This window comes from Chryseobacterium sp. OSA05B, assembly GCF_019970065.1.
GTDB lineage: Bacteria > Bacteroidota > Bacteroidia > Flavobacteriales > Weeksellaceae > Chryseobacterium.
Genome location: NZ_JAHXYH010000005.1, coordinates 173,388 through 198,068 on the forward strand (window position 1 = coordinate 173,388; position 24,681 = coordinate 198,068).

Annotated in this window: 27 protein-coding genes; 6 read left to right on the top strand and 21 right to left on the bottom strand. The window is 37.1% G+C overall.

What is annotated here, in order from left to right:
* Positions 1–52: 52 nt before the first annotated feature.
* Positions 53–913, top strand: coding sequence for an alpha/beta hydrolase (locus LC419_RS18880; RefSeq protein WP_223608815.1), 861 nt, complete (start codon positions 53–55; stop codon positions 911–913).
* Positions 914–994: 81 nt separating this feature from the next.
* Positions 995–1,873, top strand: a complete 879-nt coding sequence (locus tag LC419_RS18885) for a hypothetical protein (RefSeq protein WP_223608816.1) — start codon at positions 995–997, stop codon at positions 1,871–1,873.
* 119 nt (positions 1,874–1,992) lie between these two features.
* Here LC419_RS18885 and LC419_RS18890 read toward each other — a convergent pair whose 3' ends face one another.
* The 3 genes from LC419_RS18890 to LC419_RS18900 form a co-directional block, all read right to left on the bottom strand.
* Positions 1,993–3,747: a discoidin domain-containing protein gene (locus LC419_RS18890; RefSeq protein ID WP_223608817.1), complete on the bottom strand. Its 1,755-nt coding sequence runs from the start codon at positions 3,745–3,747 to the stop codon at positions 1,993–1,995.
* A 141-nt stretch (positions 3,748–3,888) separates the two neighbouring features.
* Positions 3,889–4,812, bottom strand: a complete 924-nt coding sequence (gene ctlX / locus LC419_RS18895) for a citrulline utilization hydrolase CtlX (RefSeq protein WP_223608818.1) — start codon at positions 4,810–4,812, stop codon at positions 3,889–3,891.
* A gap of 86 nt (positions 4,813–4,898) precedes the next feature.
* Positions 4,899–5,813, bottom strand: a complete 915-nt coding sequence (locus tag LC419_RS18900) for a dimethylarginine dimethylaminohydrolase family protein (protein WP_223608819.1) — start codon at positions 5,811–5,813, stop codon at positions 4,899–4,901.
* A gap of 288 nt (positions 5,814–6,101) precedes the next feature.
* On the opposite strand from LC419_RS18900, the gene LC419_RS18905 reads away from it, so the two are divergent.
* Together LC419_RS18905 and LC419_RS18910 are read left to right on the top strand one after the other, a co-directional pair.
* Positions 6,102–6,599: a hypothetical protein gene (locus tag LC419_RS18905; protein ID WP_223608820.1), complete on the top strand. Its 498-nt coding sequence runs from the start codon at positions 6,102–6,104 to the stop codon at positions 6,597–6,599.
* Positions 6,600–6,828: 229 nt separating this feature from the next.
* Positions 6,829–6,990 (top strand): hypothetical protein, encoded by a 162-nt coding sequence (locus tag LC419_RS18910; RefSeq protein WP_223608821.1) that lies wholly within the window; start codon positions 6,829–6,831, stop codon positions 6,988–6,990.
* A 42-nt stretch (positions 6,991–7,032) separates the two neighbouring features.
* On the opposite strand, the gene LC419_RS18915 is transcribed toward LC419_RS18910, so the two are convergent.
* A complete protein-coding gene (locus tag LC419_RS18915; RefSeq protein ID WP_223608822.1) occupies positions 7,033–9,396 on the bottom strand; it encodes a TonB-dependent receptor in 2,364 nt (787 codons plus the stop codon).
* Positions 9,397–9,476: 80 nt separating this feature from the next.
* Positions 9,477–10,538, bottom strand: a complete 1,062-nt coding sequence (locus LC419_RS18920) for an AraC family transcriptional regulator (RefSeq protein WP_223608823.1) — start codon at positions 10,536–10,538, stop codon at positions 9,477–9,479.
* Positions 10,539–10,845: 307 nt separating this feature from the next.
* Between LC419_RS18920 and LC419_RS18925 the strand changes: the two genes are divergently transcribed.
* Complete coding sequence (locus tag LC419_RS18925; protein WP_223608824.1) at positions 10,846–11,223, top strand: hypothetical protein; 378 nt, start codon at positions 10,846–10,848, stop codon at positions 11,221–11,223.
* Between the two features lie 72 nt (positions 11,224–11,295).
* On the opposite strand, the gene LC419_RS18930 is transcribed toward LC419_RS18925, so the two are convergent.
* From LC419_RS18930 to LC419_RS18965, 8 genes are all read right to left on the bottom strand, one after another.
* Positions 11,296–12,582: a citrate synthase gene (locus LC419_RS18930; RefSeq protein ID WP_223608825.1), complete on the bottom strand. Its 1,287-nt coding sequence runs from the start codon at positions 12,580–12,582 to the stop codon at positions 11,296–11,298.
* Between the two features lie 85 nt (positions 12,583–12,667).
* On the bottom strand, positions 12,668–13,960 hold the full coding sequence (gene eno, locus LC419_RS18935) for a phosphopyruvate hydratase (RefSeq protein WP_223608826.1): 1,293 nt from the start codon (positions 13,958–13,960) through the stop codon (positions 12,668–12,670).
* 192 nt (positions 13,961–14,152) lie between these two features.
* The gene (locus LC419_RS18940) at positions 14,153–15,208 is read right to left on the bottom strand and encodes a YEATS-associated helix-containing protein (RefSeq protein ID WP_223608827.1); all 1,056 of its coding nucleotides are present in this window, start codon (positions 15,206–15,208) and stop codon (positions 14,153–14,155) included.
* Between the two features lie 79 nt (positions 15,209–15,287).
* The gene (locus LC419_RS18945; RefSeq protein ID WP_223608828.1) at positions 15,288–16,142 is read right to left on the bottom strand and encodes a serine protease; all 855 of its coding nucleotides are present in this window, start codon (positions 16,140–16,142) and stop codon (positions 15,288–15,290) included.
* Positions 16,143–16,239: 97 nt separating this feature from the next.
* On the bottom strand, positions 16,240–17,028 hold the full coding sequence (locus tag LC419_RS18950) for a sensor histidine kinase (RefSeq protein ID WP_223608829.1): 789 nt from the start codon (positions 17,026–17,028) through the stop codon (positions 16,240–16,242).
* On the bottom strand, positions 17,025–17,726 hold the full coding sequence (locus tag LC419_RS18955) for a hypothetical protein (protein ID WP_223608830.1): 702 nt from the start codon (positions 17,724–17,726) through the stop codon (positions 17,025–17,027). Before LC419_RS18955 ends, LC419_RS18950 begins: the two co-directional genes overlap by 4 nt.
* The gene (locus LC419_RS18960) at positions 17,674–18,513 is read right to left on the bottom strand and encodes a hypothetical protein (RefSeq protein ID WP_223608831.1); all 840 of its coding nucleotides are present in this window, start codon (positions 18,511–18,513) and stop codon (positions 17,674–17,676) included. Before LC419_RS18960 ends, LC419_RS18955 begins: the two co-directional genes overlap by 53 nt.
* A 6-nt stretch (positions 18,514–18,519) precedes the next feature.
* The gene (locus LC419_RS18965; RefSeq protein WP_223608832.1) at positions 18,520–19,152 is read right to left on the bottom strand and encodes a response regulator transcription factor; all 633 of its coding nucleotides are present in this window, start codon (positions 19,150–19,152) and stop codon (positions 18,520–18,522) included.
* A 178-nt stretch (positions 19,153–19,330) separates the two neighbouring features.
* Here LC419_RS18965 and LC419_RS18970 point away from each other — a divergent pair, with 178 nt between their 5' ends.
* Entirely contained in the window at positions 19,331–19,765 is a 435-nt protein-coding gene (locus LC419_RS18970; protein ID WP_223608833.1) for a hypothetical protein, read from the top strand.
* Between the two features lie 106 nt (positions 19,766–19,871).
* Here the strand turns inward: LC419_RS18970 and rplQ are convergent, their stop codons facing one another.
* From rplQ to secY, 8 genes are all read right to left on the bottom strand, one after another.
* Positions 19,872–20,399 carry a 50S ribosomal protein L17 gene (rplQ, locus tag LC419_RS18975; protein WP_223608834.1) on the bottom strand — a complete coding sequence of 176 codons (528 nt, stop codon included), beginning with the start codon at positions 20,397–20,399 and terminating at the stop codon, positions 19,872–19,874.
* Between the two features lie 6 nt (positions 20,400–20,405).
* Complete coding sequence (locus LC419_RS18980) at positions 20,406–21,401, bottom strand: DNA-directed RNA polymerase subunit alpha (protein ID WP_034725969.1); 996 nt, start codon at positions 21,399–21,401, stop codon at positions 20,406–20,408.
* Positions 21,402–21,434: 33 nt separating this feature from the next.
* Positions 21,435–22,043, bottom strand: coding sequence for a 30S ribosomal protein S4 (rpsD, locus tag LC419_RS18985; RefSeq protein ID WP_111957101.1), 609 nt, complete (start codon positions 22,041–22,043; stop codon positions 21,435–21,437).
* 19 nt (positions 22,044–22,062) lie between these two features.
* The gene (gene rpsK / locus LC419_RS18990) at positions 22,063–22,452 is read right to left on the bottom strand and encodes a 30S ribosomal protein S11 (protein WP_034702879.1); all 390 of its coding nucleotides are present in this window, start codon (positions 22,450–22,452) and stop codon (positions 22,063–22,065) included.
* A gap of 12 nt (positions 22,453–22,464) precedes the next feature.
* Positions 22,465–22,842, bottom strand: a complete 378-nt coding sequence (rpsM, locus tag LC419_RS18995; protein ID WP_034738759.1) for a 30S ribosomal protein S13 — start codon at positions 22,840–22,842, stop codon at positions 22,465–22,467.
* 9 nt (positions 22,843–22,851) lie between these two features.
* A complete protein-coding gene (rpmJ, locus tag LC419_RS19000) occupies positions 22,852–22,968 on the bottom strand; it encodes a 50S ribosomal protein L36 (RefSeq protein ID WP_007839480.1) in 117 nt (38 codons plus the stop codon).
* A gap of 111 nt (positions 22,969–23,079) precedes the next feature.
* The gene (gene infA, locus LC419_RS19005; protein WP_027381317.1) at positions 23,080–23,295 is read right to left on the bottom strand and encodes a translation initiation factor IF-1; all 216 of its coding nucleotides are present in this window, start codon (positions 23,293–23,295) and stop codon (positions 23,080–23,082) included.
* A 3-nt stretch (positions 23,296–23,298) separates the two neighbouring features.
* A complete protein-coding gene (gene secY / locus LC419_RS19010; RefSeq protein ID WP_034725974.1) occupies positions 23,299–24,678 on the bottom strand; it encodes a preprotein translocase subunit SecY in 1,380 nt (459 codons plus the stop codon).
* Positions 24,679–24,681 lie beyond the last annotated feature (3 nt).

Here is a 24,681-nt window from a genome sequence, read left to right on the forward strand (position 1 = left end):
TTTTTGTGGTAACCCGTCGGTATGTCCGTCGGGTTTTTCTATCTTTATGATTATGGATAAACGTCTTTCAATTATTATCGGCTGTATTTTGCTGTGCTTTCTTTGGACCGGATGCAAAGAAACAAAAGTGACGTTTGGAAAAGACATCAGCTTTCAGAAAGAAGAAAACATTCATTACGGAAATGATTCCGGGCAGGTGATGGATCTTTATCTACCTCATCAGGAACCTTCAAAAAAGAAAGATGTTTTTATGATCATTCATGGCGGAGGCTGGCGGGGCGGAGATAAATCCCAACTGACCTTCTTTACCCTTTCGATGATGCAGAAATTTCCGGATCATATTTTCGTTAATCTCAATTACAGACTGGCCACCGCGACCAGTTCCGGGATTCCCAACCAAACGGATGATATTGAAAATGCGGTCCAATATGTAGAGAAAAAGCTAAAGTATAACCCGAAGTTCATTCTACTTGGAAACAGTGCCGGTGCTCATTTATCAATGCTGTATGCCTATCACTTTGATGCTAAAAAAAGAGTAAAAGCTGTGGTGAATATTGTCGGTCCTTCCGATCTGTCAGATCCGGGTTTTGAAAAATATGTGGATTATTCATTTGTCAAAAATTATCTGGTCAATCCCAAAGCAGTTGCTCCCGGAATGTCTGCGACCTCTTTTGCAAGCCCGATCAGCTGGGTGAATTCTGCTTCTGTTCCTACACTCTCCTATTATGGAAACAGAGATCAGGTTATTCCTTTATCTCAAAAGAGAAGACTGGATTCTGTTTTCACCCAAAATAAGGTAAGCCACGAAAGCTATGAGTTCAGCGGCGGCCATCTGGATTGGGACAAAGCGCCTCATGATCAGTTTTTGATTGATAAAATTGCGGTTTTCCTTAAACAAGCTGACACATTATAAAACTCCCGCACTTAGGAATTATATTTATATATTTACAGACCTTTTTTTCTCATTACAACGATTTAGGTTTACATTAAAAACATGAAGCAATCATTTTTAAATAGGTGGATATTTTACATCTTCTTTTTTTGTTTTTCAACATTATCCGCCCAAAAACTTATTATCATTAACAGCACCACTGAACCTTTTACTGTACAGAATGATAAAAAAGAAGTTGTCATAAATGAAGGAAACAAAAAGGAATTTTCAGGTATAACCAATAGATTATCAGTCACCGGCTCTCAAAATCTGAACAGATCCATACTTGTATTCCTCGAACCGACAGAAAAGCTCACCATTACCCTAAAACAGGGCAATACCATTTCTTATTCTGGAGACCAAGCAGATATCCATGAATACCTTAATGAAAAACTGAACGTGGAAACTTTCGGAAAAATGAAAGACTATCTAACCGCTTCTAACAAGAAGAATATCGAAGAATTAAAAAACGCTTCAGAAATATTTCTTTCGGGTGTTTTGAAGAAAGTAAAATTGTCTTCCGTGCTTGTTTCTCCTGACGACAAGAATTCTACCAAAAAATTAAAAAATCATATCAAATACAACTGGCTTTATACCGTGCTTACCACTGTAAATTCCAGGAAGGACAAAGCATTTACAGAACAAGCCATCAATTACTATTATAACAAATACATAGAATCAGATATTGCACAATACAGCTGTAACAGTGTTTATCAGTATAATGTCATCGAAATATTAGCGAAGAATAAGGAGTCGTTACAAGTTGAGCTCCCAACCTATCCTATTGTTGAGCATACAGATTCTGATCTTATCAATCAATATCTTCCCAAAAGCTGTCAAAGATTTTATTTTCAAAAAGAATACAATTATCTTGAGCACAACAATGATCCTGGTCAAGACTACTATAAAAAGGTTTTAACTGAAAAATTCAATGATTCATAAACTTATTTATGCAATTTTGAAACAGCTAATTTCCCATAAAAATGCCCTTAAAAGCATATTACTTTGTAAGGGCATTCTATATAATAACCGATGATTCATTTGAGATCATCTACTTTATCTTACTCAGATTTTACAACCTCCGTCCATTCCGAAACTCCATTGGCATTGAAAGCTTCGATCTGGAAATAGTAAGAATCAGCTCTGTCTGCTCCGGTGAAGAAATATTCGTTCTTTCCGTATACCATGATACTTCCGTATAATTTATCCGGAGATTTTCCCCAATAAATCACATATCCGTCTGCATCCTGATTCTGTTGCCACTTCATCCAGATGCTTCTTCTTTCACCGAATTTTTTAGGTTCTGATCTTAAAGGAACAAATCCTTCCACTTTCTTTGGTTTTTCTCCCGCTCCCTTCCCAAATACTCTGAACCCGCTTAATGCAAATTTTCCGGTAGGCATTTTCAGGTTTTCCATTTTCAGGAATCTGGCCTGTGCTGGTTTTTCAAGTTCTATATAATCGTGGGGAACATCTTTGGTGTTTTTGCTTTTATCCACAACTACATTCCATTTTTTACCATCATTGGAACCATAGATTTTATACTGATGCATTTTGCCCAGGGTTTTCCCCATAAACTCCGCATCCTGATCAGCATAATTGATCTGAATCGCATTGATGGTGGAAACCTCACCAAGATCAGTCTGAAACCATTCTCCAGAATTTCCCGTTTTTGCACTCCAATACGTTTTGATATCTTCATCTACCGCTAAGTTTGGCTGATACCCTCCTAAAGTAGAGGAAACCTGAACGGGTTTATTGTAATTTAAAAGCATCCATCCTGCAAAAAGTCCTTTTGAGAAATCTTTTCCCTGGGCAAACTGCGGAAGAAAGGTCGGGTAATCTCCATAAGCCGTATTCGTGTACATCACATCATCTTTATCAAATCCTGCAGGCCAGATCCCCAATCTTCTTTCAAAATTATTTTTAGTGGAAATGAAAATCGTTGAGATATGCCACCAGTTTTTGTAATTGTCTTCAAAAGTAGCGCCATGCCCCGCTCCTCTTGCGAAACCACCGGGTTTGTAGGAAAATGGATTGTGCTGCTGGTACTCGAAGCCTTCGAGTGGATTTTTGCTGACATAAACCCCATCGGAATATCCACTGAATTCGGTTGCAGGAGCACCGTACTGCATATAATATTTTCCGTTATGCTTCGTCATCCAGGCTCCTTCTACAAAGGGCTGAAGGAAAACATTATCATTATATTCTCCAAATCTTTCCCAACCGTGATCTTCCGGCTTCAGTCTGATAATGGGCTTTGTAAAACCTTCGGACTGCAGGGTTTTCACTTTCACTTCGGTTCCCAGTAACGGCCATTCATTGCTAGATCCCCAGTACAGATATAATTTGTTTTTATCCTCATCATAATGGAAAGCCGGATCCCATGCACCAACTTTTAAAGTATCCACCGCAATTTTCCAGTCATCTTTGGTAGGATTGGTACTTTTCCAGATCGGGAAATCCTGTTCCCAGGTAGAACCGTACACATAGAGCGTATCTTTCATTGCCCACACTGCCGGAGCATTCAGATCATGGATGTATTTATTGTCTCTCAGGAATTTTCTTTTGACAAATTTCCAGTCCAGCATATCATCACTGTACCAGTATCCTTCCTGATTGGTGGAGAAAAGGAATAGTTTATTTTTAAAATTAACAATCACAGGATCGGCTGTTGCGCGGTGTTTCCCCTGTTTTGAAAAAACCTCGAAAGGCGTATAGCCATAATCGATGTTAATAGGGTTACAGAACGTTTTCTGCTGGGCACTTACGAGCATCCCGAACAGAACAGCGAATGCTAAAAAATACTGCTGCATCTTCATAATTTTTGCTTAATGAACAAATTTAGGTAACTTTTTTGTCTTTTGTCTCAATTTGAATAAGTGAAACAGATCAAAAAAAAATTCCGGCCCTGTCATAGGGCCGGAAATATGTTCAAATAGAATTTTATTCAATTCTTATTTTTTCGGAAGGAAAACCTCAGCAAGCATACATCTTGCGCTTCCTCCACCATTCACTTCAATCGTATTCAGATCTGAGTAAATGATCTCACAGTATTTTTCAATAGCAGCTACCTGCTCAGAGGTCAAAGACTGGTAAGCGGTCTGGCTCATCACCAGAAACTTCTGTCCTTCTTTGTTCTGAACCTGAAGCATATTTCCAGCAAACTGCTGCATTTGCTCTTCTGAAATTTCAATGATTTCTTTTCCTGAGTTTTTGATGGTTTCAATTACCTTTTCTCTTTCCAGTTCATCATCGATACAGTCTAAACAGATCACGACAAACTGGTCAGCCACACACATCATAACGTTGGTGTGATAAATAGGAAGTCTTTCTGTTCCTACAGTTTGGTAAGAATGGAAAACAATCGGTGTAAAGCCATATTTCTTACAGAATTCTCTGAACAATTTTTCGTCAAGTCTTAAAGAAACCGAACCGTAAGCGATCTTATTATCATGATCGAAGATCATACTTCCTGTTCCTTCAAGAAAGTGCCCCTGAGTTTCCGGTAAAGACCAGTCATCAATTTCGGTCAATTCAAATCCCTGCTCTTTGATGGTTTCAAGAATATCTTCTCTTCTTTCCACTCTCCTGTTGGAAGCGAACATCGGGTATAAAACGACTTTACCGTCTTTATGGAAACTTACCCAATTGTTTGGGAAAATAGAATCCGGTGTATGAGGATCCAATGTATCTCTTATAGTGATGACATTCACTCCTTTGTTTCTCAGCTTTCCAACAAAAGTGTTGAATTCCTCCAAAGCTTTGGATTGAATATCAGAACCTTTCTGTTCTACCTGAAAATAATTATTTTTCGCCGTTTCAGCGTTGTAGCCGAATGCAATCGGCTCTATCATTAAAACTGTATCTGTTGTTTGCATTATTTTAGATTTAAAAATTAAAAGATTGAAAGATTAAAAGATTTGGTAATTACCCCATCAGCAAATCGTCTAATCTTCACATCAATCTACTCTCTTACCAGCGGCATTGTAGAACATCTCAACAATCCTCCCATTTTAGAGATTTCCCGGTAAGGAATTTCTTCCACGGTCATTCCCCACTCGTTTCTCAGGTGGTTGTTCATTCTGGTGAATGTTTTGTCTGATACCACAACGTCCGGAGAAATGGAGAATATATTCGGGAACATTTCAAACATTTCCTCATCATTGAGATGGAAACAGTTTTCTTCCCCGAAAATATCGATGATCAGGCGGTAATCACTTTCATCTACAAATCCGTTTTTATAAATAAGACATTTATCTTTTCCTACCGGATTGAAGGTACAGTCCAGATGCAGAATTCCTTCGAACGGAATTTTATCGTTTTTCTTTAATTCAAGATCGATGATTCTTTTCTTCGGAAAATATTCTTTTAAAATTTCAATAGCATATTCGTTCGTTCTCGCTGTTTTATAGTTTCTGTAATCTTCGCTGAAGCATGTTCCGATAAAAAGAAAATCGTCCCATACAATAACGTCCCCGCCTTCGATGTGTGCAGTTTCCGGAAGATTGATGATCTTTCTCCAGGCTACTTTTTCAAAAACTTTTTTATAGGCATCCTGCTCATCGGCTCTGTCTGCGATCACGTTTGAAATGATCATTTTATCGTCAATCACGAAAGCTACGTCTCTTGAAAAAACCTGGTTATAATCTTTGATAATGCTTGGGCGAAGTACTTCTACATCATATTTTTTAAGTACTGCTTCGAAAGCATTCATTTCGTTGATGATATCCACCTCCTTAGGATACATATTGTGTTCGATGGAGTAATATGATTTGGCGTCATAACTCTCCTCTAGTGTGGGAACAGCTCCCATTGAATTAGGCTGACCTAGAACTACTGATTTCAGCCTGCCCGTTTCGTTTTTAATGTTTAGTCTCATAAAGATTTATGCAATACTACAAATATAAGTAAAGGTCTGTATCTGGGAAACTTTTGAATTGCTTTATCCTTATAATTTTATCCAATATTCAGGTTACTCTAAGGATGGTTTTATTTACAGTTATTTTATCCGCATAAAACAATATATACAGAAAATACCACCACATCATACTCACATATAATTTTAGTGTACGCGCTTATAGCTCAAGTGTACGCACTTACTTAGTTGGACTGGTTTTACTTGCTGGTGACCACTACATTAGCCGTATTAATTTTAGATCTTATTATTATGAAGAAAAATCTTACCTTTTTATTAACTGTTTTATTAACAGTGGTATCAGTAACCAGTTTATTTGCACAGAATTCGTTTAGTGTTAAATACGTTGCACAGTCAGGCTTTAACGCTCCTCCACCTGAAGTAATAAAAGTAGAAGCGGACTATGATCGTCATAAACACATTATTTCTCCTCCTAACAGTTCTACGCAGACAACCCCTGTTCTCGAGAGCAAATATGTTATTAATGGAACAACTGTTACTTATCTTATCGCTCCGGCTCCCAGTCCGAATACAGCTCAGACATTTGAACTGTTTCATTTAAAGGTGATTTGGACTGCTTATCAAGATGGATTACCAATTTCCAGGACCTATACCTTCAATGTTGGACAGATAATAGGTGCCAATAGTGGTAATGAAATAGATGTAACAATACCACAAGCCAGAATACGCCTAAAAGCAATTCATTCAGGTACACATGTTCTTTATCAGATCACTCTCCAAACCTTTTAAGCAAGCCGGTCGGCATCCAAACAAAATAATAAACTCTGTTTTTACAAGCAGGGTTTGTTATTTTAATATTTCAAAAAACGCCTACTATTTATCTACAACCTTCTATTATCCATCTACATAAGAAATAAAAAAGTATAGATTCTATAAAATAAATTCCTATATTAGTGATATAATTCCGATGGAATTATCATTTTAAAAACTTAATTATTAACATCAAAAAATCAAAATCATGAACAAGAAAAATCCAGTGCTGAAAAACGCACAAAAATTAGGAAGAGAGCAACAGAAATCAATCGTAGGAGGCGGCATCAACAGACCAAGATACTGCTGTGAATGGGACGACAATGGAAAATGTACGATCTGGACTTGCGGAAACTGCGTTTGCCCTTAATCAAAAAACAATAAACCTGCTTATCACAAGCAGGTTTTCTTTTTATCTGGCCCTGTTCTCTTCTTCAGTCTTCTGGAGCTCCTTAGCCTGATACTTCGAACTTCCAAAGCTGTACCCCACAGAAACAATAAGACGACTGCTGTCCCACCAATGGTTTAAGCGGTTGTCCATGATCTGCTTATGCCTGAACTCCAGACTCTGATCGTACGAATCAAAAATGTTGTTATAGCTGATTTTTGTATTAAGCGTATTGTCAAACCATGATTTCTGCAGGGACAGATCCACCGTATATCTTGGTTTTATAATGTAGAGGCTATTTCCGGTTTTGGATTCATAATTGGCAAAGAGATTAACGGTATATCCCTTTGGCAAAGAAAAAACCTGATTGATCCTGAGTTCATAATTATATACTTTTAAGGCAAAAACCTCATCGAGATATGGCCTGAATTCATCATTATAGTATCCTGCGATCTGGCTGGTCATATTCCACCACTTCGTCAGTTTCAATGGAAAGCTGGTTTCAATGGAGGCAAATTTTCTGTACGGAAGATTCGTGCCCAAATATTCGAGAACATTGGTTTTTGGATTGTAGATCGGGTAACGTGTCATCGCATCTTTTTCTTTTCCTGCTGTAAAACTGGCAACCCAATTCTTATAACGGTACGTAAGTTTGATCTGGCTGGTGAAAGAAGGCTGCAGATAAGGATTCCCGATCCAGTAATTCAGCGGACTGAAATAAACCCGGAATGGATTGAGCTGTGAAAAAACAGGCCTTGTCATCTTTCTGCTGTAGGATAAAGACAGTTCATTGGATTTATTAAATGCGTAGGATGTACTGAAAGACGGCAGCCATTCCAGATAATTTCTCGATACGATGGAATCTCTGGTAACAGCATCTGAAATACTCTGTGTATTCTCAAACCGCAGTCCCGCATTTATCTGAAGTTTTCCGAATTTCTGCCTGTAAGATACATAACCGGCCCAAATTTTCTCTTTATATGAAAACATATTGCTACGTTCCGGATCAAAAACAAAACGGTTGTTTACGGACAGTGTATCATATCGGATATTATTATCCGTATCTGAACGGCTGTATTTCATTCCCGCTTCAAGATCTGCATTACCTATCTTTTGGGAAGCATCAATTTGTATCGACTGAATATTAATCTTATTCAGCAGATCAGATTTCCAGTAGGATAAAAGCTGGGAGGTCGGTTGATCTCTATTTATAAAATCATCATTCTGTTTATTTTTAACGGAAAGATAATTTCCTAAAAAGTTGAGTTTAAAACCTTTGTTCTGAAATGCATAATCAGCGGTGATTCCATAATTTTCCTGGGAATACGCTGTCGGATTTTCGCTTTGGGTATTAAAGATCAGCTGTGATTCATCCTTGTTAGTCGTATAAAGCGATCCAAAGCGGATCCGGTCACTCTGTCTGAAATTCCCTCTTAAGCTGATACCCATCCTGTTTTTATCATTCATCCTGAAATCTGCTCCGGTCTGGATAGCGTACACCGTTCCTTCATCTTCCTGATACGTATTGGTTCGCATCACATTGGTATTGGCAAGCTTTTGTAGCGCATTATAACGGTAGGTGGAAATTCCGTTATTGTAGCTGACCAGCAGACTGTAAGCTGTTTTTTCCGTGTTGTAGGAAAGATTTAAAGAGTTTTCCCTGTAGCTGAACTTATTTGCATAGGTATTTCCATTGTAATTTCCTTTCCAGCCGAGATTTCCGTTTCTTTTCAGTCTGATATCTATGATGCCTTTAAATTCCGCATCATATTTTGAAGACGGATTCGTATTCACTTCAAGAGATTCTACCATTTCAGGAGGCAACGAACGTAAATAGGACTGCAATTCCTGACTGCTCATGGCAATAGGTTTCCCATCAATAAATATCGCGGGTGTAATTCTTCCACCGATAAAAATCCCACCTTCCTGATCTATGGAAACACCGGGAGTTTTCCTTAAAACTTCAAGAAGATTGGCGGATGTTTTAAAGTCTTTATTTCCGGAAACGCTCATGACGATATTTCCATCACTGAGCTTGATATTTCTCGCTGCTGAACGGATTACTACTTCAGAAATATTTTCGGTGGCAGGTTTCAACTCAATCAGAGCCAGGTCTCCGGTCTTATCCAATTCTTTAGTCCGGTATTCGTTTTTCTGAATAACAATGTAAGAGCTATCAACCGTGGTGTTGAGCTGGAAAACCCCTAAAGAATCTGTGAAAACTTTTTGAATGATGCGCCGGTCTGATGTATTAAGTAGAGAAATTTCAGCCTGAAAAACCGGTGCTTTCGTCTCTGAATCCAAAACTTTTCCTTTGATTGTTTCCTGACCTTTTCCAAAACAGAAAATAAATAAGAGCGGCAGGAAAAGCCATAATCTGATATTCATAAATTTTAAATTTTATGAAACCAAAAGTAGTGGGATGAAGGAAAAATAAGGTTTTGAAGTTTAAATTCCGCAGTACGAAATTATAATTCTGAACTCTGGAACCTGCCCTCAGAAGGCATTTGAGACTGTTTGTACAAAAGTGGTGTTGTATTTTTAATTTTTTTGAATGTGGAAAAGAAGGTAGACTTGGAATTAAATCCAACCTCATAACCAATCTCTTCAATCTTCAGAAAGGAACCGTTTTCTATTTTGTCACAAGCTTCGCTGATCCTGTATTCATTGATGTAGGTTGAAAAGCTTTTACAAAGATTATCATTCAGCAGCTGGGAAAGTTGATGGGCAGACATATTCATTTTGGTGGCCAGATCACTTAATTTCAGATTTGGATTTTTGTATAATTCTTCAGAATTCATCAGTCGTTCAAGTTTTGAAACAAAACTATCTGCAAGCTCTTCTGAAATCTTTTTATTAGTATATTTTGGAACTTCCTTTACATACTCCTGATCACTCTTTTTACTGAATATAATTAAAAAATTAGCATACAGCACAAAGGAGAACAGCAGACTTCCACTAGCACAGTAGATCTGAAGCCAACCCGTAGAAATTAGCTGATAGGACAGGAAGATAATCACATTGCTGATCATCACCGGAAGGATAAACTTATTGGGGTTTTGAGTCGTCTGTTTTGAAAAAACATAATACTGGTACACCGATAACACTACAAATACTGACCAAATGGTATAAATAAAGGTTCCGAAATATCTATCCCAGGTCATCGGAAAGAATAAATACACCAATCCGACAGCTCCAAGGATCAACGTCAGAATACCAAAAGAAGTTCTGCACTGTTTTAAATCAAATTCTTCCCGTAAAAATGATGATCTGATATAATAATATAAAGCCGGTCCTGTAAAAAATAATGCTGCCATTCCAAAATGAGGAATAATTCTCGGCAAATCCGGATAAAAGTACATTCCAACTGAAATACCTACTCTGGTACTTAAAGTCAGTAAAATTAAGCCTAAAAAGAAATCCGGAAGATATTTGAATTTTTTGACAAACAGAAGATAGATCCCAAGCAGCAACCCATTAAAGGCTCCTACCGCACTAAAGAAAAATAACATCTGCTGTCCGAAAGTCATTGTATTTGTTTTTTATTTGCTGTAAAGATGATCAATAGCCGCTTTTATTAATCTGTATGGGTGATTTCAATAGGAACGGACTTTAGTCCGTTTTACCAATAAAACCTCATCATCCGGCTTTAGCCGAAACCTATTGACAGTTATTAACTTATGGAAGTAAATTTAATAAAATTATTGTGTTCGAATTGATTTAATCTGATAAAAGATTCACCTTTAAATTTTTGTACTTTAGACTATTCTTAAATCAATGAAAAAGTCTGATCAATCCCTTTACAATATTTGCATAGCTTCAATAAAACGGAAAACAATGAAACCCTATGATTTCAAATGGACTCAGTTTTATGATTCAGATTCCGAACCTAAATTATTATTTCAAAATTTCCCAATTGATTTTGCTGAAGAAGAACTTATTATTTGTTCTGTCATTATTGATTCCGACAATTATAGTATTCTAACTACAAGAAAACTAATAACAAACAATAAGGGAAATATAGAATCCGGAAGTTTGATCAATGCTAAAAACAAATGGTATGGAGAATTTAAAAGCAAAACGGATTCGTATACTTTAGGTGAAGTTGAATTATCTATAGGTAAAAGATTATTCTATTTTGTCGAAACTGGCAAAGCTTCAATGATTATGATTTATGGGGTAAGAACTTTAGTATTTATCAGTCAGGAAATTTAATTTCAAAACAACAATGTAAAATAAAAAATCCCAAAGCAAGCTTTGGGATTTTAATTATAATAGAAACAGTGATTATCTGTTTGTAATATCGATGTAATCTCTTTTCTGAGCACCTTGGTAAACCTGTCTTGGTCTTCCGATAGGATCTCCTTTGATTCTCATTTCTTTCCACTGAGAAATCCATCCCGGAAGTCTTCCTAATGCAAACATTACGGTGAACATTTCTGTAGGGATTCCTAGCGCTCTGTAGATGATACCTGAATAGAAATCCACGTTTGGATATAGTTTTCTTTCTACGAAGTACTCGTCTTCAAGAGCTACTCTTTCCAACTGCATTGCAATGTCAAGAGCTTTATCCTGGATTCCTAATGCGTTAAGGATATCATCAGCTGCTTTCTTAATGATTTTTGCTCTTGGGTCAAAGTTTTTGTATACTCTGTGTCCGAAGCCCATTAGACGGAAGCTGTCATTTTTATCTTTAGCTTTTGCTACCCATTTGTTAACGTCTCCACCATCTTTTTCGATCAGTTCAAGCATTTCTATTACAGCCTGGTTCGCTCCTCCGTGAAGAGGACCCCAAAGTGCAGAAACACCCGCAGAAATAGAAGCGAAAAGACCTGTGTGAGCAGAACCTACCATTCTTACTGTAGAAGTAGAACAGTTTTGCTCGTGGTCAGCATGAAGGATTAATAATTTATCAAGAGCATCTACAATGACAGGGTTTACTTCAAATTCCTCGTTTGGTAATCTGAAAGCCATTTTGTAGAAGTTTTCTACGTAGTTAAGGCTGTTGTCTCCGTGGTTAAGCGGAAGCCCCTGAGTTTTTCTGTACGTCCATGCACAAAGGTGAGAGAATTTAGCAATCATCAATTCTGCAGCGTGGTCCATTTCTTCTTTAGAGTTTACGTTAACAGCTTTAGGATTGAAAGCGGTCAAAGCGGAAGTTAAAGAAGATAAAACTCCCATAGGATGAGCAGAACGAGGGAAAGCATCGATGATTTTTTTCATCTCCTCTGCTATAAAATTATATTTTTTAATATTATTGTTAAAAGTACCGAATTGGTCCTGAGTAGGTAATTCACCATGTAATAAAAGATACATTACTTCTGTGAAGTTAGATTTTTCAGCAATTTGCTCGATTGGATAACCTCTGTAGAATAATTCTCCTTTATCTCCGTCTAAGTAAGTGATGTCGCTAAGAGTAGCTCCGGTATTTTTGTACCCTAAATCCAGAGTGATTAAACCTGTCTGGTCTCTTAATTTTGAAATATCAATTCCTCTGTCTCCGATAGTACTATCCACGATTGGATATTCATATGAATTACCGTCGTAATTCAATATTACTTTGTTGTCTGACATTTATTTTATTTTTTTTTCTAAATATACTACTTATTACAAAATACGGCAAACAAAAATTATCGCTTGCCGTTATTTATAAATTCAATTATCTTTTAATTTTGAATGCATCTAATCCAGGGAAATAAGCAGTATCACCCAATGCTTCTTCAATTCTTAACAGCTGGTTGTACTTCGCCATTCTGTCTGATCTTGAAGCAGATCCTGTTTTGATCTGTCCGCAGTTCATCGCTACTGCAAGGTCAGCAATGGTAGCATCTTCAGTTTCTCCCGATCTGTGAGACATTACTGAAGTGAACTTGTTGTTCTGAGCCATTTGTACAGCATCCATAGTTTCGGTAAGAGAACCGATCTGGTTTACTTTTACAAGGATAGAGTTAGCAATACCTTCTTTTACTCCTCTTGACAGTCTTTCAACGTTGGTTACGAATAAATCATCCCCTACAAGCTGTACTCTGTCACCGATTTTATCTGTAAGCATTTTCCAACCTTCCCAGTCGTTTTCCTGCATACCGTCTTCGATAGAGATGATAGGATATTTAGCAGCTAATTCAGCAAGGTAAGAAACCTGCTCGCTGCTAGAGAACTGAGCTGCATCCGGAGTCTGGAATTTTCTGTAATCGTAGATTCCGTCTTTGTAGAATTCTGAAGCTGCACAGTCCAGTGCCAGCATGATATCGTCACCAGGCTTATAACCCGCTTTTTCGATCGCCTGAAGCAATGTATCCAAAGCATCTTCAGTTCCTTTGAACGTAGGAGCAAAACCTCCTTCGTCACCTACCGCAGTAGAAAGACCTCTTGAATGAAGAATAGATTTCAGGTTGTGGAAGATTTCAGTTCCTTTTCTCAATGAATCAGAGAAAGATTCTGCTTTTACCGGCATGATCATGAATTCCTGGAATGCGATAGGCGCATCAGAGTGAGATCCACCGTTAATAACATTCATCATAGGAACAGGAAGGGTGTTGGCATTCACACCTCCTACATATTTATATAAAGGAATTCTCAATTCAGCAGCAGCCGCTTTTGCTACAGCCAGAGAAACTCCTAAAATTGCATTAGCACCCAGGTTTCCTTTGTTGGCAGTTCCATCAAGATCAATCATGATCTGATCGATAAAGTTCTGCTCAAAAACCGGTTGTCCAATTAAGTTTTCTGCAATGACTTCTTTTACATTTTCTACAGCTTTCAGGACGCCTTTACCCATATAATCTGAACCACCGTCACGTAATTCCACTGCTTCATGTTCACCCGTAGATGCTCCTGAAGGCACTGCAGCACGTCCCATGGCACCGCTTTCCGTAAATACATCTACTTCAATGGTAGGATTACCTCTGGAATCCAAAATTTGTCTCGCTTCTATAAAAGAAATTGCACTCATATTGTTTAGTTTTAAACCATCAGCAAATGCTTCAGGCTGTTTTTATTAATAATTATACTTGATCACAAATTTAATGAAAAAACTAACCTGATGAAAAAAACAGAGCTTTAATATTTGGTAATAAATCATAAATTCTCCAACCTTGTTGATTGGAGAATGGGTATGAAAAATTTGGAGCTAATTTCTTTTATATTATCTGTTTCTAAAATCTTCCGGGAAATTTTCCAGTTTCTCAAGATCAAGTTCTAAATGGGTATTCCCGTTATCCGTAATTGCTCCTATGGTAAACGCTCCATAAGCAGGAATTTTGTATTCTACTACTTTCTTCCCATTTCCTTCAAGATGGATGATGGATTTAGCAAAAGAATTATGCAGAAATAAGTAAACATCACTATTTAAATCCCCTTCTACGGAAGAGACCTTTATGATCAGATTCAGGACACCTGGAAGATTGGAATGGTCATAATCTGCGGTAAGCGATTTTCCATTGACCCTGCTCTTTCCTCCGAATCTTCCTTTCTGCGGATCATTGGAATGAGTAATCGGTGGTAGCCATGAGATTAATAATGCACTTTGATCCAGTGCACTGGTTCCAATCTCAGTGAAACTTTTGCTTTCCACGGCATCTTTCAGCTGAATAGATTCACTTACTTTATAATTATTCAGAGATGTAGTCAATTCTTTTTCCTTCCCTTTAATTTCCTTACTCAGTTCCTGGATCTCATTATTTTTCTGATTCATCGTTTCTTTGGTAATAATCTTTGACATCAGCAGGTCTATAAACCTCATACCGGCACACGCGGCAAGCAGACAATAAGCAGTCCAGATCATATAATCTGTGGCAACGGATTTTTCTTTTTCTTCCGTTTTTTTACCTCCATCAGGCTTCGTAGATACGGGTTGAGCTCCTGTGTTATTATTGGACGGCGTAGTTTGTATAGAATCATTTTTTACCAAACTGTAATTTGCGGCCTTAGGAACGGGTTTTCCTGATGGCTTGGTCTCTGTTGGAGGTACCTTTACCGGAATATGAATTTCCTGCAATAGTTTGCTGTCTGCAAATTTCAGAAACAAGGGTACAAGGACCGTCGCAGCCAATCCAAAAAGGATACAGACTCCTATAGGCCGTAATTTTATTATGGTGGTACTTTCAGCTTCTCTTTGTGCATTGGCATCTGAATAAAAATTGACAATTCCTCCAAAAATACCTGTTGCAGCCATAATGATTACGATATAATACAATGACATGGTGATTAGTTTTTATGGTTATTGGTATTAGTTTATATCTTATTGTAGACGAAATTCCATTTGTAGATGGGTAATATCATTACAGTCTTGACCATTCAGCCCATCTTTGAAAAAAGTAATCTCTTACTCTAACCGCTTTATTCGGGCAGCCTCCATAGCCATGAACGCCTACTACTGAACGAACCGGAGCATTTACATAAACAGGGCTTCCACTTTGCCCTCCTTCTGTGTCAATCATATATTCAAGCATGTAGTCGGTCACATTAGTTGGTGCTCCGGCATTAAACCATTGGGTTCCTCGGGGTTTATCTTTTGGATATCCTGAATTATTCAGAATGGTAGAAGTTTTCAATTCGGAATAGCCAAAATAACCGCCGACTCTGTTAAAAAGCGTATTGTCCGGAAGAATAATAGCGCCATGATCAAAATCAGAATTTTCATTCCGGATAAATTCTTCCATGGTTCTGAAATTGGTACTCACCTGTGATCCAAACGGTGCATCTCCTCCGTCACGACCGGGAATAACCTGAACTGAACGAACCCAGCCTCCGGCATTTTTTATAAAAACGCAGTGGCCACTCGTAATAATACATCTTTTGTTAATAAAAAAACCGGTACCGATGTATTGCCCTCCATTGCTTGCCGTAATAATCAAACTGCATATGTATCTGTACGGTACATTCTGAGGGTTGACCATTACCCTGTCATCGTTGCCACAAGTGCTTTCCGGCAGGAATGAGTCAATGTGCGGAATATTCACAATATCATCTGATAAAGCTTCAAGCCAGTCTGCATTACGTAATTTAAATCCCTGAACTTCTTCCAGAGTATTGGTATCAAGCCCCTCTACCTGAGAAAAGGGTGATGGTAGCGTTTTGTTTTCAAACTCTGCCAGTTCACCTGTATTTGATACTGAAAAAAAATGATTATCCATTGTAATTAGTTTTTATTTCAGTAAAGTTCAGCTTAAAAATTTCTCATGTCAATTACACAAAAGGGTGATTAAAGCGAAAATGGTCCTGTATAAAAGTCTAAATGGTAACTCTGAAAAGTATCTGAGTTCCGGGTACATTTTTTAAAATATGGTATTCTCCGTTTTGCTCCTGCATTCTTCGTTTCATATTTCTCAACCCGTTTCCTTCGGGATGCCCTTCAGGAATTCCGGATCCGTCATCTGAAATTTTCATGGAAAAGACATTATTCACCTGTGAGAAAGACAGTTTCAACGTATTCGCGAGACTGTGTTTATAGGCGTTATTAATGGCTTCTTTTAAGCATAAAAACATATTCCTCCTCAATTCTGTAGAAATTGGAGTTTCTGACAGGACGTCCACACTTTCCGACCATAATTTGATTTTTGTTTTTTTCAGGAAGCTATCCGCGTATTGAATGGCATAATCTATAAAGCTTCCCAGGGTATCATTTCCTGAATTCAGACTCCAAAGCATTTCCCTCATGGAAAGATTCATTTCCTCGGAAGTTTTCAGAAGTTCGTCAATGTCATTTTGCAGATCGTCATCTTCGGCCTTCTGTTTCAGGAATTCTGCCTGCAATTTCAGCGCTGAAATGCCGGCTCCCAGATCGTCATGCATATCGTGGGAAATACGTTCGCGTTCCTGTTCTATGGACTTTTGCTTTTCGAGCTCTTTCTGGAGGAGCTGGTTTTGGTATTCTGCTTCTTTGAGCTTTTGTTGCTGAATAAAAAAGACCTGTTTTTTATTATACAAAACAACAATTAAAACAATAAAGACGACAAAAGTTATGAGCAGAATAACTGCAATAATATAAGTCAGCCTTATTGTATCTGGCAACTGTTTCATATTTGTGTTTTTGTTTTGCTGCTGTATTCAAATTTTCTTAAAGCTATGTAGAAGAGAGTATACATCACTGTATTTACACCATACTGGATTGTTTTTAAAATAGTAAGGAAATCGGGATCATTATCCTTAAGAAAAAACATGGGTATAGATCGGAAAATAAAAAAAATGCTCCAAAACAATATCCCACAAGAAACCCAGAAATGCGGATCATCAATGATTCTCTTTTCATCAAAATTTTTAAGTCTCAGATAAAACCACACCAATGCCGTAATTATAAAATAAAAACAAACCAGTATTCCAATTTTGTTTTCATAGTTTTCACCATAAAATTTTGTACATAAGCCTATGTATAAACATATTGCTATCATAATACCTAACGATATTCTTTTCAATCTTTCTGAAAAAATCGTTGCGTAATAGCGATAAAAAAACAGAATTAAAAAAATACTGTAATAATTGAAGAGGTAGGCAAAATCAAACTCTCCTCTATATATTTTATAATGTCCGTAAAGCTCCAGCCCCAATGTGAGAAGAAGATAAACCACAAAATAGTTTTGGCTGGAAAGACCATTCTTCCCAGCTAAAACCATTGATCTCACAGTATCTATGAACAGTACTGTAATGTATAATATCTGAATAAACATTTTACGGATATAGTGAGCCCATATCGAAATAACCTTCTTTTTCTTTCTTATCATCAGGCATATACATACCGAGTATTGTAAGCCTCTTTTCATGTTTCAGATAAGCCTCCTTATAATCATCTTCGGCAAAATCATAACCCGTGTCTTTGAAATGCTGGACAATAACAGCGAACTCTATCACCTCACCAGGAATAAATTTTAATGAATCATAAAGCTGCCCCTTACTATTCGTTTCAGTAAATATGTCATGTATATCATCCCAAGTATAATATACATGATATGTAGGCACTACGGGATGACTGTATGCGGCCATGTCCGTGAATGCCTTTTCAGCTTTGTAATTTCCAACAAGATTTTCTAAAATACTGCCATCAATCATGTCATTCTCCAGCACAAAATCATGATCTAGATTAAAAATCACATAATGTTCATTAGCAGGATTGTCACTATTATCTATTGGAGTGGCAATAAAATACAGAAGTTTCCCTGCAGTGGTAGGAATACCTGTTTGACCTGTCAGGTTCATATAATCTAGTCTGTCAATAAAAACAAAATCAAATTTAATTCCCTTTCCAATAGATTTATATTTACTGTGAAGGGTTTTTAATATATCTATTTTTACAAAATAGCTATCTAAATAAGGTTTACTGGCTTCATCATTGCCAAAGCACTTCAAAACCCCTTTCCTTGCCTGATATTTGAACATGACACCCACATCATGATCCATATCTGTTTCAGCCATAGGAACAAAAATTCCTATCTTTTCAGACACTAAATTCTCAAGTTTGTTACCAACAGCCTCGGTTCCATACACCGGGTCTCTTAATTCTAATGTTTCCATAGTCACTTAGTTTTTAAAATGGTTAAATTTATTGATTGCCTCTACCTTATTGCTTACATGCAGCTTTCGGTAAATGTTTCCTACGTGTTTTTTTACGGTGTCAATGCTGATGAACTTCTGGTCGGCAATTTCTTTGTATAAAAGTCCCTGTGAAAGAAGTTCAAGAATTTCCTTTTCACGCTCTGTGAGATCATCAAACTCTTTAGTTTCGGGAAGTTTTTTTTCGAAGTGACTCAAAACTCTTCGGGCAATAGACAGACTCATAGGTGCACCACCATTATAAACATCCCGAATGGAAGAAAGTATTTTATCCATACTTTCACCTTTGATGAGATAACCCATCGCACCGGCTTTTAAAGAATTGAAAATCTTTTCATCATCTTCAAAACTGGTACACATGATGAACTGCGTTTCAGGCATTTCTTTTCTGAGCTTTTCGATGATTTCAATGCCTAGCATATCCTGCAGCTGGATATCCATCATCACCACATCCGGAGCAATATCGGGGAGATTTTTCAGGGCATCATTCCCGTCAAAGAACTGGGCGGCCACCTTCATGTCATCCTGGTAATTGATGACTTTCTTCAACGCATTGTTGTAGTTCTTTTCGTCTTCTACTATGGCGATGGAAATGCTCATTGTTTTTTTGTTTAAGACAAATTTCGTAAGAAAACAAGGCGGAATCAATTACACTTTTGTGTAATTTTAAGACTTGAGTTCAGGGTTATTGGTTTGTTTTTTGTTTCTACTAAATTTACTTAAATTTCTGTTACGATACGAAAACAATTCATTACCGATACATTAAAAAATAAATATCATGAGAAAAAGTCTTTTAATAGCCTCTTCGGCTGTGGCATTATTATTAACGAGCTGTAAAAAAAATGAAAGCGGGAACAAAAGCGTGATCAAAATGGACAGTTCTACTACTGTGGTCACAGATAACAACGGGAAAATAGATTCTGTAACCGAAAGTTCTTCCACCATGGAAGTGAATGGGCAGAAAACTGAAAAAACAGATTTTGTATACAAAGCCACAGACGGAACTCTGGTAAAGGTGGTTTTCAAAAATGATCCTAAGGAAAGTACGGTTGCCATTACCAGCAATAAAAAAACCTTTACCCTACATAAAACTGAAACAAAAAACGGGGAAACCATCTATGAGAAAGATGATATGACCGCAAGAGTAAAAGGTGATAGCTTACATCTGGAGCAAGGGAATAATATAATTGAACTCAAGAGAACGAAGATTTAACCCTATCCCTGGATAACAATCGGGTGCCGGATTTTATGATTCGGGGTACCCCAATAAAAAAGCCATCCGGATTTCGGATGGCTTTTCATTTATATCTGAATGAATATTATTCTTCAGTTTTCTCTTCTGCAGAGTCTGTTGCTTCAGCCTTAGGCTCTTCAACTTTCTCTTCTGCTTTTGGAGCTTCAGCCACTACAGCTTCAACTTTTTTTGCAGTTGCAGATCTTCTGCTTCTTCTTGTAGCTTTTTTCTCCTCAGCATTAGGATTGTAAAGTTCGTTGAAATCAACTAGCTCGATAAGAGCCATGTCAGCAGCATCACCTTGTCTGAATCCAGTCTTGATGATTCTTGTATATCCACCGTTTCTTTCTGCGATTTTAGGAGCTACTGATCTGAAAAGTTCAGTAACTGCTTCTTTACTTTGAAGATATGAAAAAACAATTCTTCTATTGTGTGTAGTATCTTCTTTTGCCTTTGTTAATAGAGGTTCAACATATACTCTTAAAGCTTTAGCTTTAGCTACAGTAGTGTTGATTCTTTTATGCTCAATTAGAGAACAAGCCATATTAGAAAGTAAAGCACTTCTATGAGAAGCTGTTCTTCCTAAGTGATTGAATTTTTTACCGTGTCTCATTATTAATTATTTATCAGCGTCTAACTTATATTTTGCAACGTCGAAACCGAAGTTAAGACCTTTTGAATGCACTAATTCTTCTAGTTCTGTCAAAGATTTTTTACCAAAATTTCTGAATTTCATCAAATCAGACTTACTGTAAGAAACAAGCTCTCCAAGAGTTTCTACTTCAGCTGCTTTCAGACAGTTTAGGGCTCTTACAGAAAGATCCATATCTGCTAATTTAGACTTAAGTAATTGTCTTGTGTGAAGTGTTTCTTCATCATATTGGATAGATGCTTTTACGGCTTCAGTTTCAAGCGTGATTCTCTCATCAGAGAATAGCATGAAGTGATAAATTAATATCTTAGAAGCTTCTGTTAAAGCATTTTGAGGACTGATAGATCCATCAGTTTCTATATCTAATACAAGTTTTTCGTAGTCTGTTTTTTGCTCTACACGATAATTTTCAATGCTGTATTGTACTTTCTTGATTGGTGTGAAAATAGAGTCAATAGCAATAGTTCCTACAGGAGCATTGTTTGACTTATTTTGTTCTGAAGGAACATACCCTCTACCTTTTTCAATATTGAAAGTGATTTCGAAAGTTACATCACTGTTTAGGTTGCAGATCAAAAGATCCGGGTTCAGCACCTCAAATCCGTTGATAGACTTACCTAAATCACCAGCAGTAATAACCGTCTGACCTGATACTTTAGCAATTACCTGCTCGTTGGCCTGGCCTTCTGCTGAAGCTTTTAATCTTACCTGCTTAAGGTTAAGAATAATTTCGGTAACATCTTCGATTACTCCTGGAATAGTTGAAAATTCGTGCTCTACACCTTCTATTTTGATAGATGAAATAGCATATCCTTCCAGAGAAGAAAGCAACACTCTTCTCAAAGCATTACCGATTGTAAGCCCGAAACCTGGTTCTAATGGTCTGAATTCGAATTGACCTTTAAATTCATCAGAGTTAAGTAAAATTACTTTATCGGGTTTTATGAATTGTAAAATTGCCATATTATTGGGTTGAGCAAAAATTTGATTAAAAAATTATTTAGAGTAAAGTTCGACGATAAGCTGTTCCTTGATGTCCTCCGGAATCTGGATTCTTTCAGGAGCAGAAACGAAAGTACCTTCTTTCTTCTCATCGTTGAATTGTAACCACTCATAATTAGCTTTAGAAGCTAATGAATCAGTAACAACCTCAAGAGATTTAGATTTCTCTCTTACAGCGATCACATCACCTGCTTTTACTAAATAAGAAGGAATGTTAAGGATCTCCCCATTCACAGTAATGTGTCTGTGAGAAGTTAACTGTCTAGCTGCAGATCTTGTTTTAGCAAAACCTAATCTGAATACTACGTTATCCAATCTTGATTCACAAAGCTGTAATAGAACTTCACCTGTTACACCTTTACTTCTGTGTGCTTTTTCAAATAAGTTAGCAAACTGCTTTTCTAAAATACCGTAAGTATATTTAGCTTTTTGCTTTTCAGCTAGCTGAATTGCATATTCTGATTTCTTAGCACCTCTTCTTTTGTTAGGACCGTGTTGTCCTGGCGGTTGGTTTTTTCTTCTTTCGAAGTTTTTGTCATCTCCGTAGATTGCAGCACCAAACTTTCTAGCAATCTTAGTTTTAGGTCCAATATATCTTGCCATAATGGGTAAATTCTAAAAATTAAACTCTTCTTCTTTTTGGTGGTCTACATCCATTGTGTGGCATAGGAGTAACGTCAATAATTTCGCTAACTTCAATACCTGAATTGTGAATTGTTCTGATAGCAGATTCTCTACCTGCACCTGGACCTTTCACATACACCTTTACTCTTCTTAATCCAGCTTCATGAGCTACGTTAGAGCAATTTTCAGCTGCCATTTGAGCAGCAAAAGGAGTGTTCTTTTTAGAACCTCTGAATCCCATTTTACCGGCAGAAGCCCAAGAGATAACTTCTCCGCTTTTATTTGTTAAAGAAATGATGATGTTATTGAAAGACGCTTGAATATGCGCTTCTCCAATAGCCTCAACTTTTACTTTTCTTTTTTTAACTACTTTACTTTGTTTTGCCATAATTCCTAACGATTATTTACTTGCTTTTTTCTTGTTAGCAACTGTTTTTCTCTTTCCTTTACGGGTTCTAGAGTTGTTTTTCGTTCTCTGGCCTCTTAAAGGTAGTCCTAGTCTGTGACGTATTCCTCGTTGGCATCCTATGTCCATCAATCTCTTGATGTTCAATTGCACTTCAGATCTTAATTCTCCTTCTACTTTTACGTTTTCAGAGATATATGTTCTGATTGCAGCCAATTCATCGTCATTCCATTCGTTGACTTTCTTGTCTTCGCTGATACCGGCAGCTTTAAGGATTTCAGAAGAAGTATTTCTTCCAACTCCGTAGATGTAAGTTAAACCGATAACACCTCTTTTGTTTTTTGGTAAATCAATACCTGCAATTCTCGCCATAATTTAATGTTAGCCTTGTCTTTGTTTAAATTTTGGGTTCTTCTTGTTGATTACGAATAGTACACCTTTTCTGCGTACAATCTTGCAATCAGCGCTTCTTTTTTTAATTGATGCTCTAACTTTCATTTGAAATATTTATTTTTTTTACTGCCAAATGGAATCATACGATTTCATTTTGATAGTATTTATTTTTCAACAAGAGCCAAATGGAACATACATTCCATTTGGCAGCTGTTTTTAATATCTAAATGTGATCCTCCCCTTCGATAAATCATAGGGAGACATTTCTAGTTTTACCTTGTCTCCAGGTAAAAGTTTAATATAATGCATTCTCATTTTACCGGAAATATGAGCGATAAGTATATGCCCATTCTCCAGCTCTACACGGAACTGAGCGTTCGAAAGTGCTTCCGTGATAACGCCGTCTTGTTCAATATGTTTTTGTTTTGCCATAAATTAATATCCAGTCGTTCTTGACAATTTAGACTGCATTAAGCCATCATAGTGATGGTTCAGCAGATATGTATTAATCTGTTGAACGGTATCTAAAATAACTCCAACCATAATCAATAGTGATGTTCCCCCGAAAAATAGGGCGAACGCATCTGTCTGAACAAAGCTTCCATGCACTATTGCTGGAAGGACTGCAAAGATAGACAAAAATATTGCACCTGGCAAGGTAATTTTAGATAAAATATCATCTAAATAATCAGCTGTCTCTTTACCGGGTCTTACTTTCGGTACTAAACCTCCATTTCTCTTCAAATCATCAGCCATTTGGTTCACCGGAATTGTAATTGCAGTATAGAAAAATGAGAATATAATAATTAATAGCGCAAACAATACATTGTACTGCCAGCTAAAAACATTCTTGAAACCTGCGAGAAAAGTATTGGACTCATCGAATTTAGTTAATAATCCTGGTACGAACATCAATGCCTGAGCAAAGATAATCGGCATTACACCAGCAGCATTTACTTTCAATGGAATCCACTGTCTTGCTCCCTGCATAAGATTTCTGTTTACACCTCCTCTTGCTTGAGCTCTGCTTACATACTGAATTGGAATTTTTCTGACAGCAACCGATAATACGACTGCTAAAAGAACTACCAGCATCCAGAATATTACTTCAATAAGGATCATAATAGATCCCATTCCTCCTTTTCCGTTCTGCACGGCCATTTCCTGAACGAATGCTTCCGGTAATCTTGACAGGATCCCCACCATAATAAGGATGGAAATACCGTTTCCGATACCTTTGTCGGTGATTTTCTCACCTAACCACATTGCGAATACTGAACCAGCAACCAAGATTACAATACTTGGTAACCAGAACATGATAGAATTTGGCTCTACATAGTATGCAGAAGAGAACTGAGCATATGGTAAAAACAATTGAGTAATAGAAGTTAAATAAGAAGGAGCCTGTACAAGACAAACACCAATCGTTAACCATCTAGTAATTTGATTCAATGTATTTCTACCTGACTCTCCATCCTTCTGAAGTTTCTGAAGATAAGGAATAGCCATTCCCATCAACTGAACAATAATAGAAGCAGAAATATAAGGCATGATACCCAACGCCATTACGGAAGCGTGGCTGAAAGCTCCCCCCGTAAACGACGAAAGCAAGCCAAGGAGACCTGCTCCTTGCTTGTTACCGCCTTGATTTTTATAATGCTCTAAGAGATCTCCCACCTCTGCAAGGTTAATTGCAGGAAGTGAGATATAAGATGCGAATCTATACACAAGGATAATACCTAACGTAAAGAGAATTTTATCTCTTAATTCCTTTAGGCTCCAAATATTCTTAAGGGTTTGTATAAATTCTTTCATTAG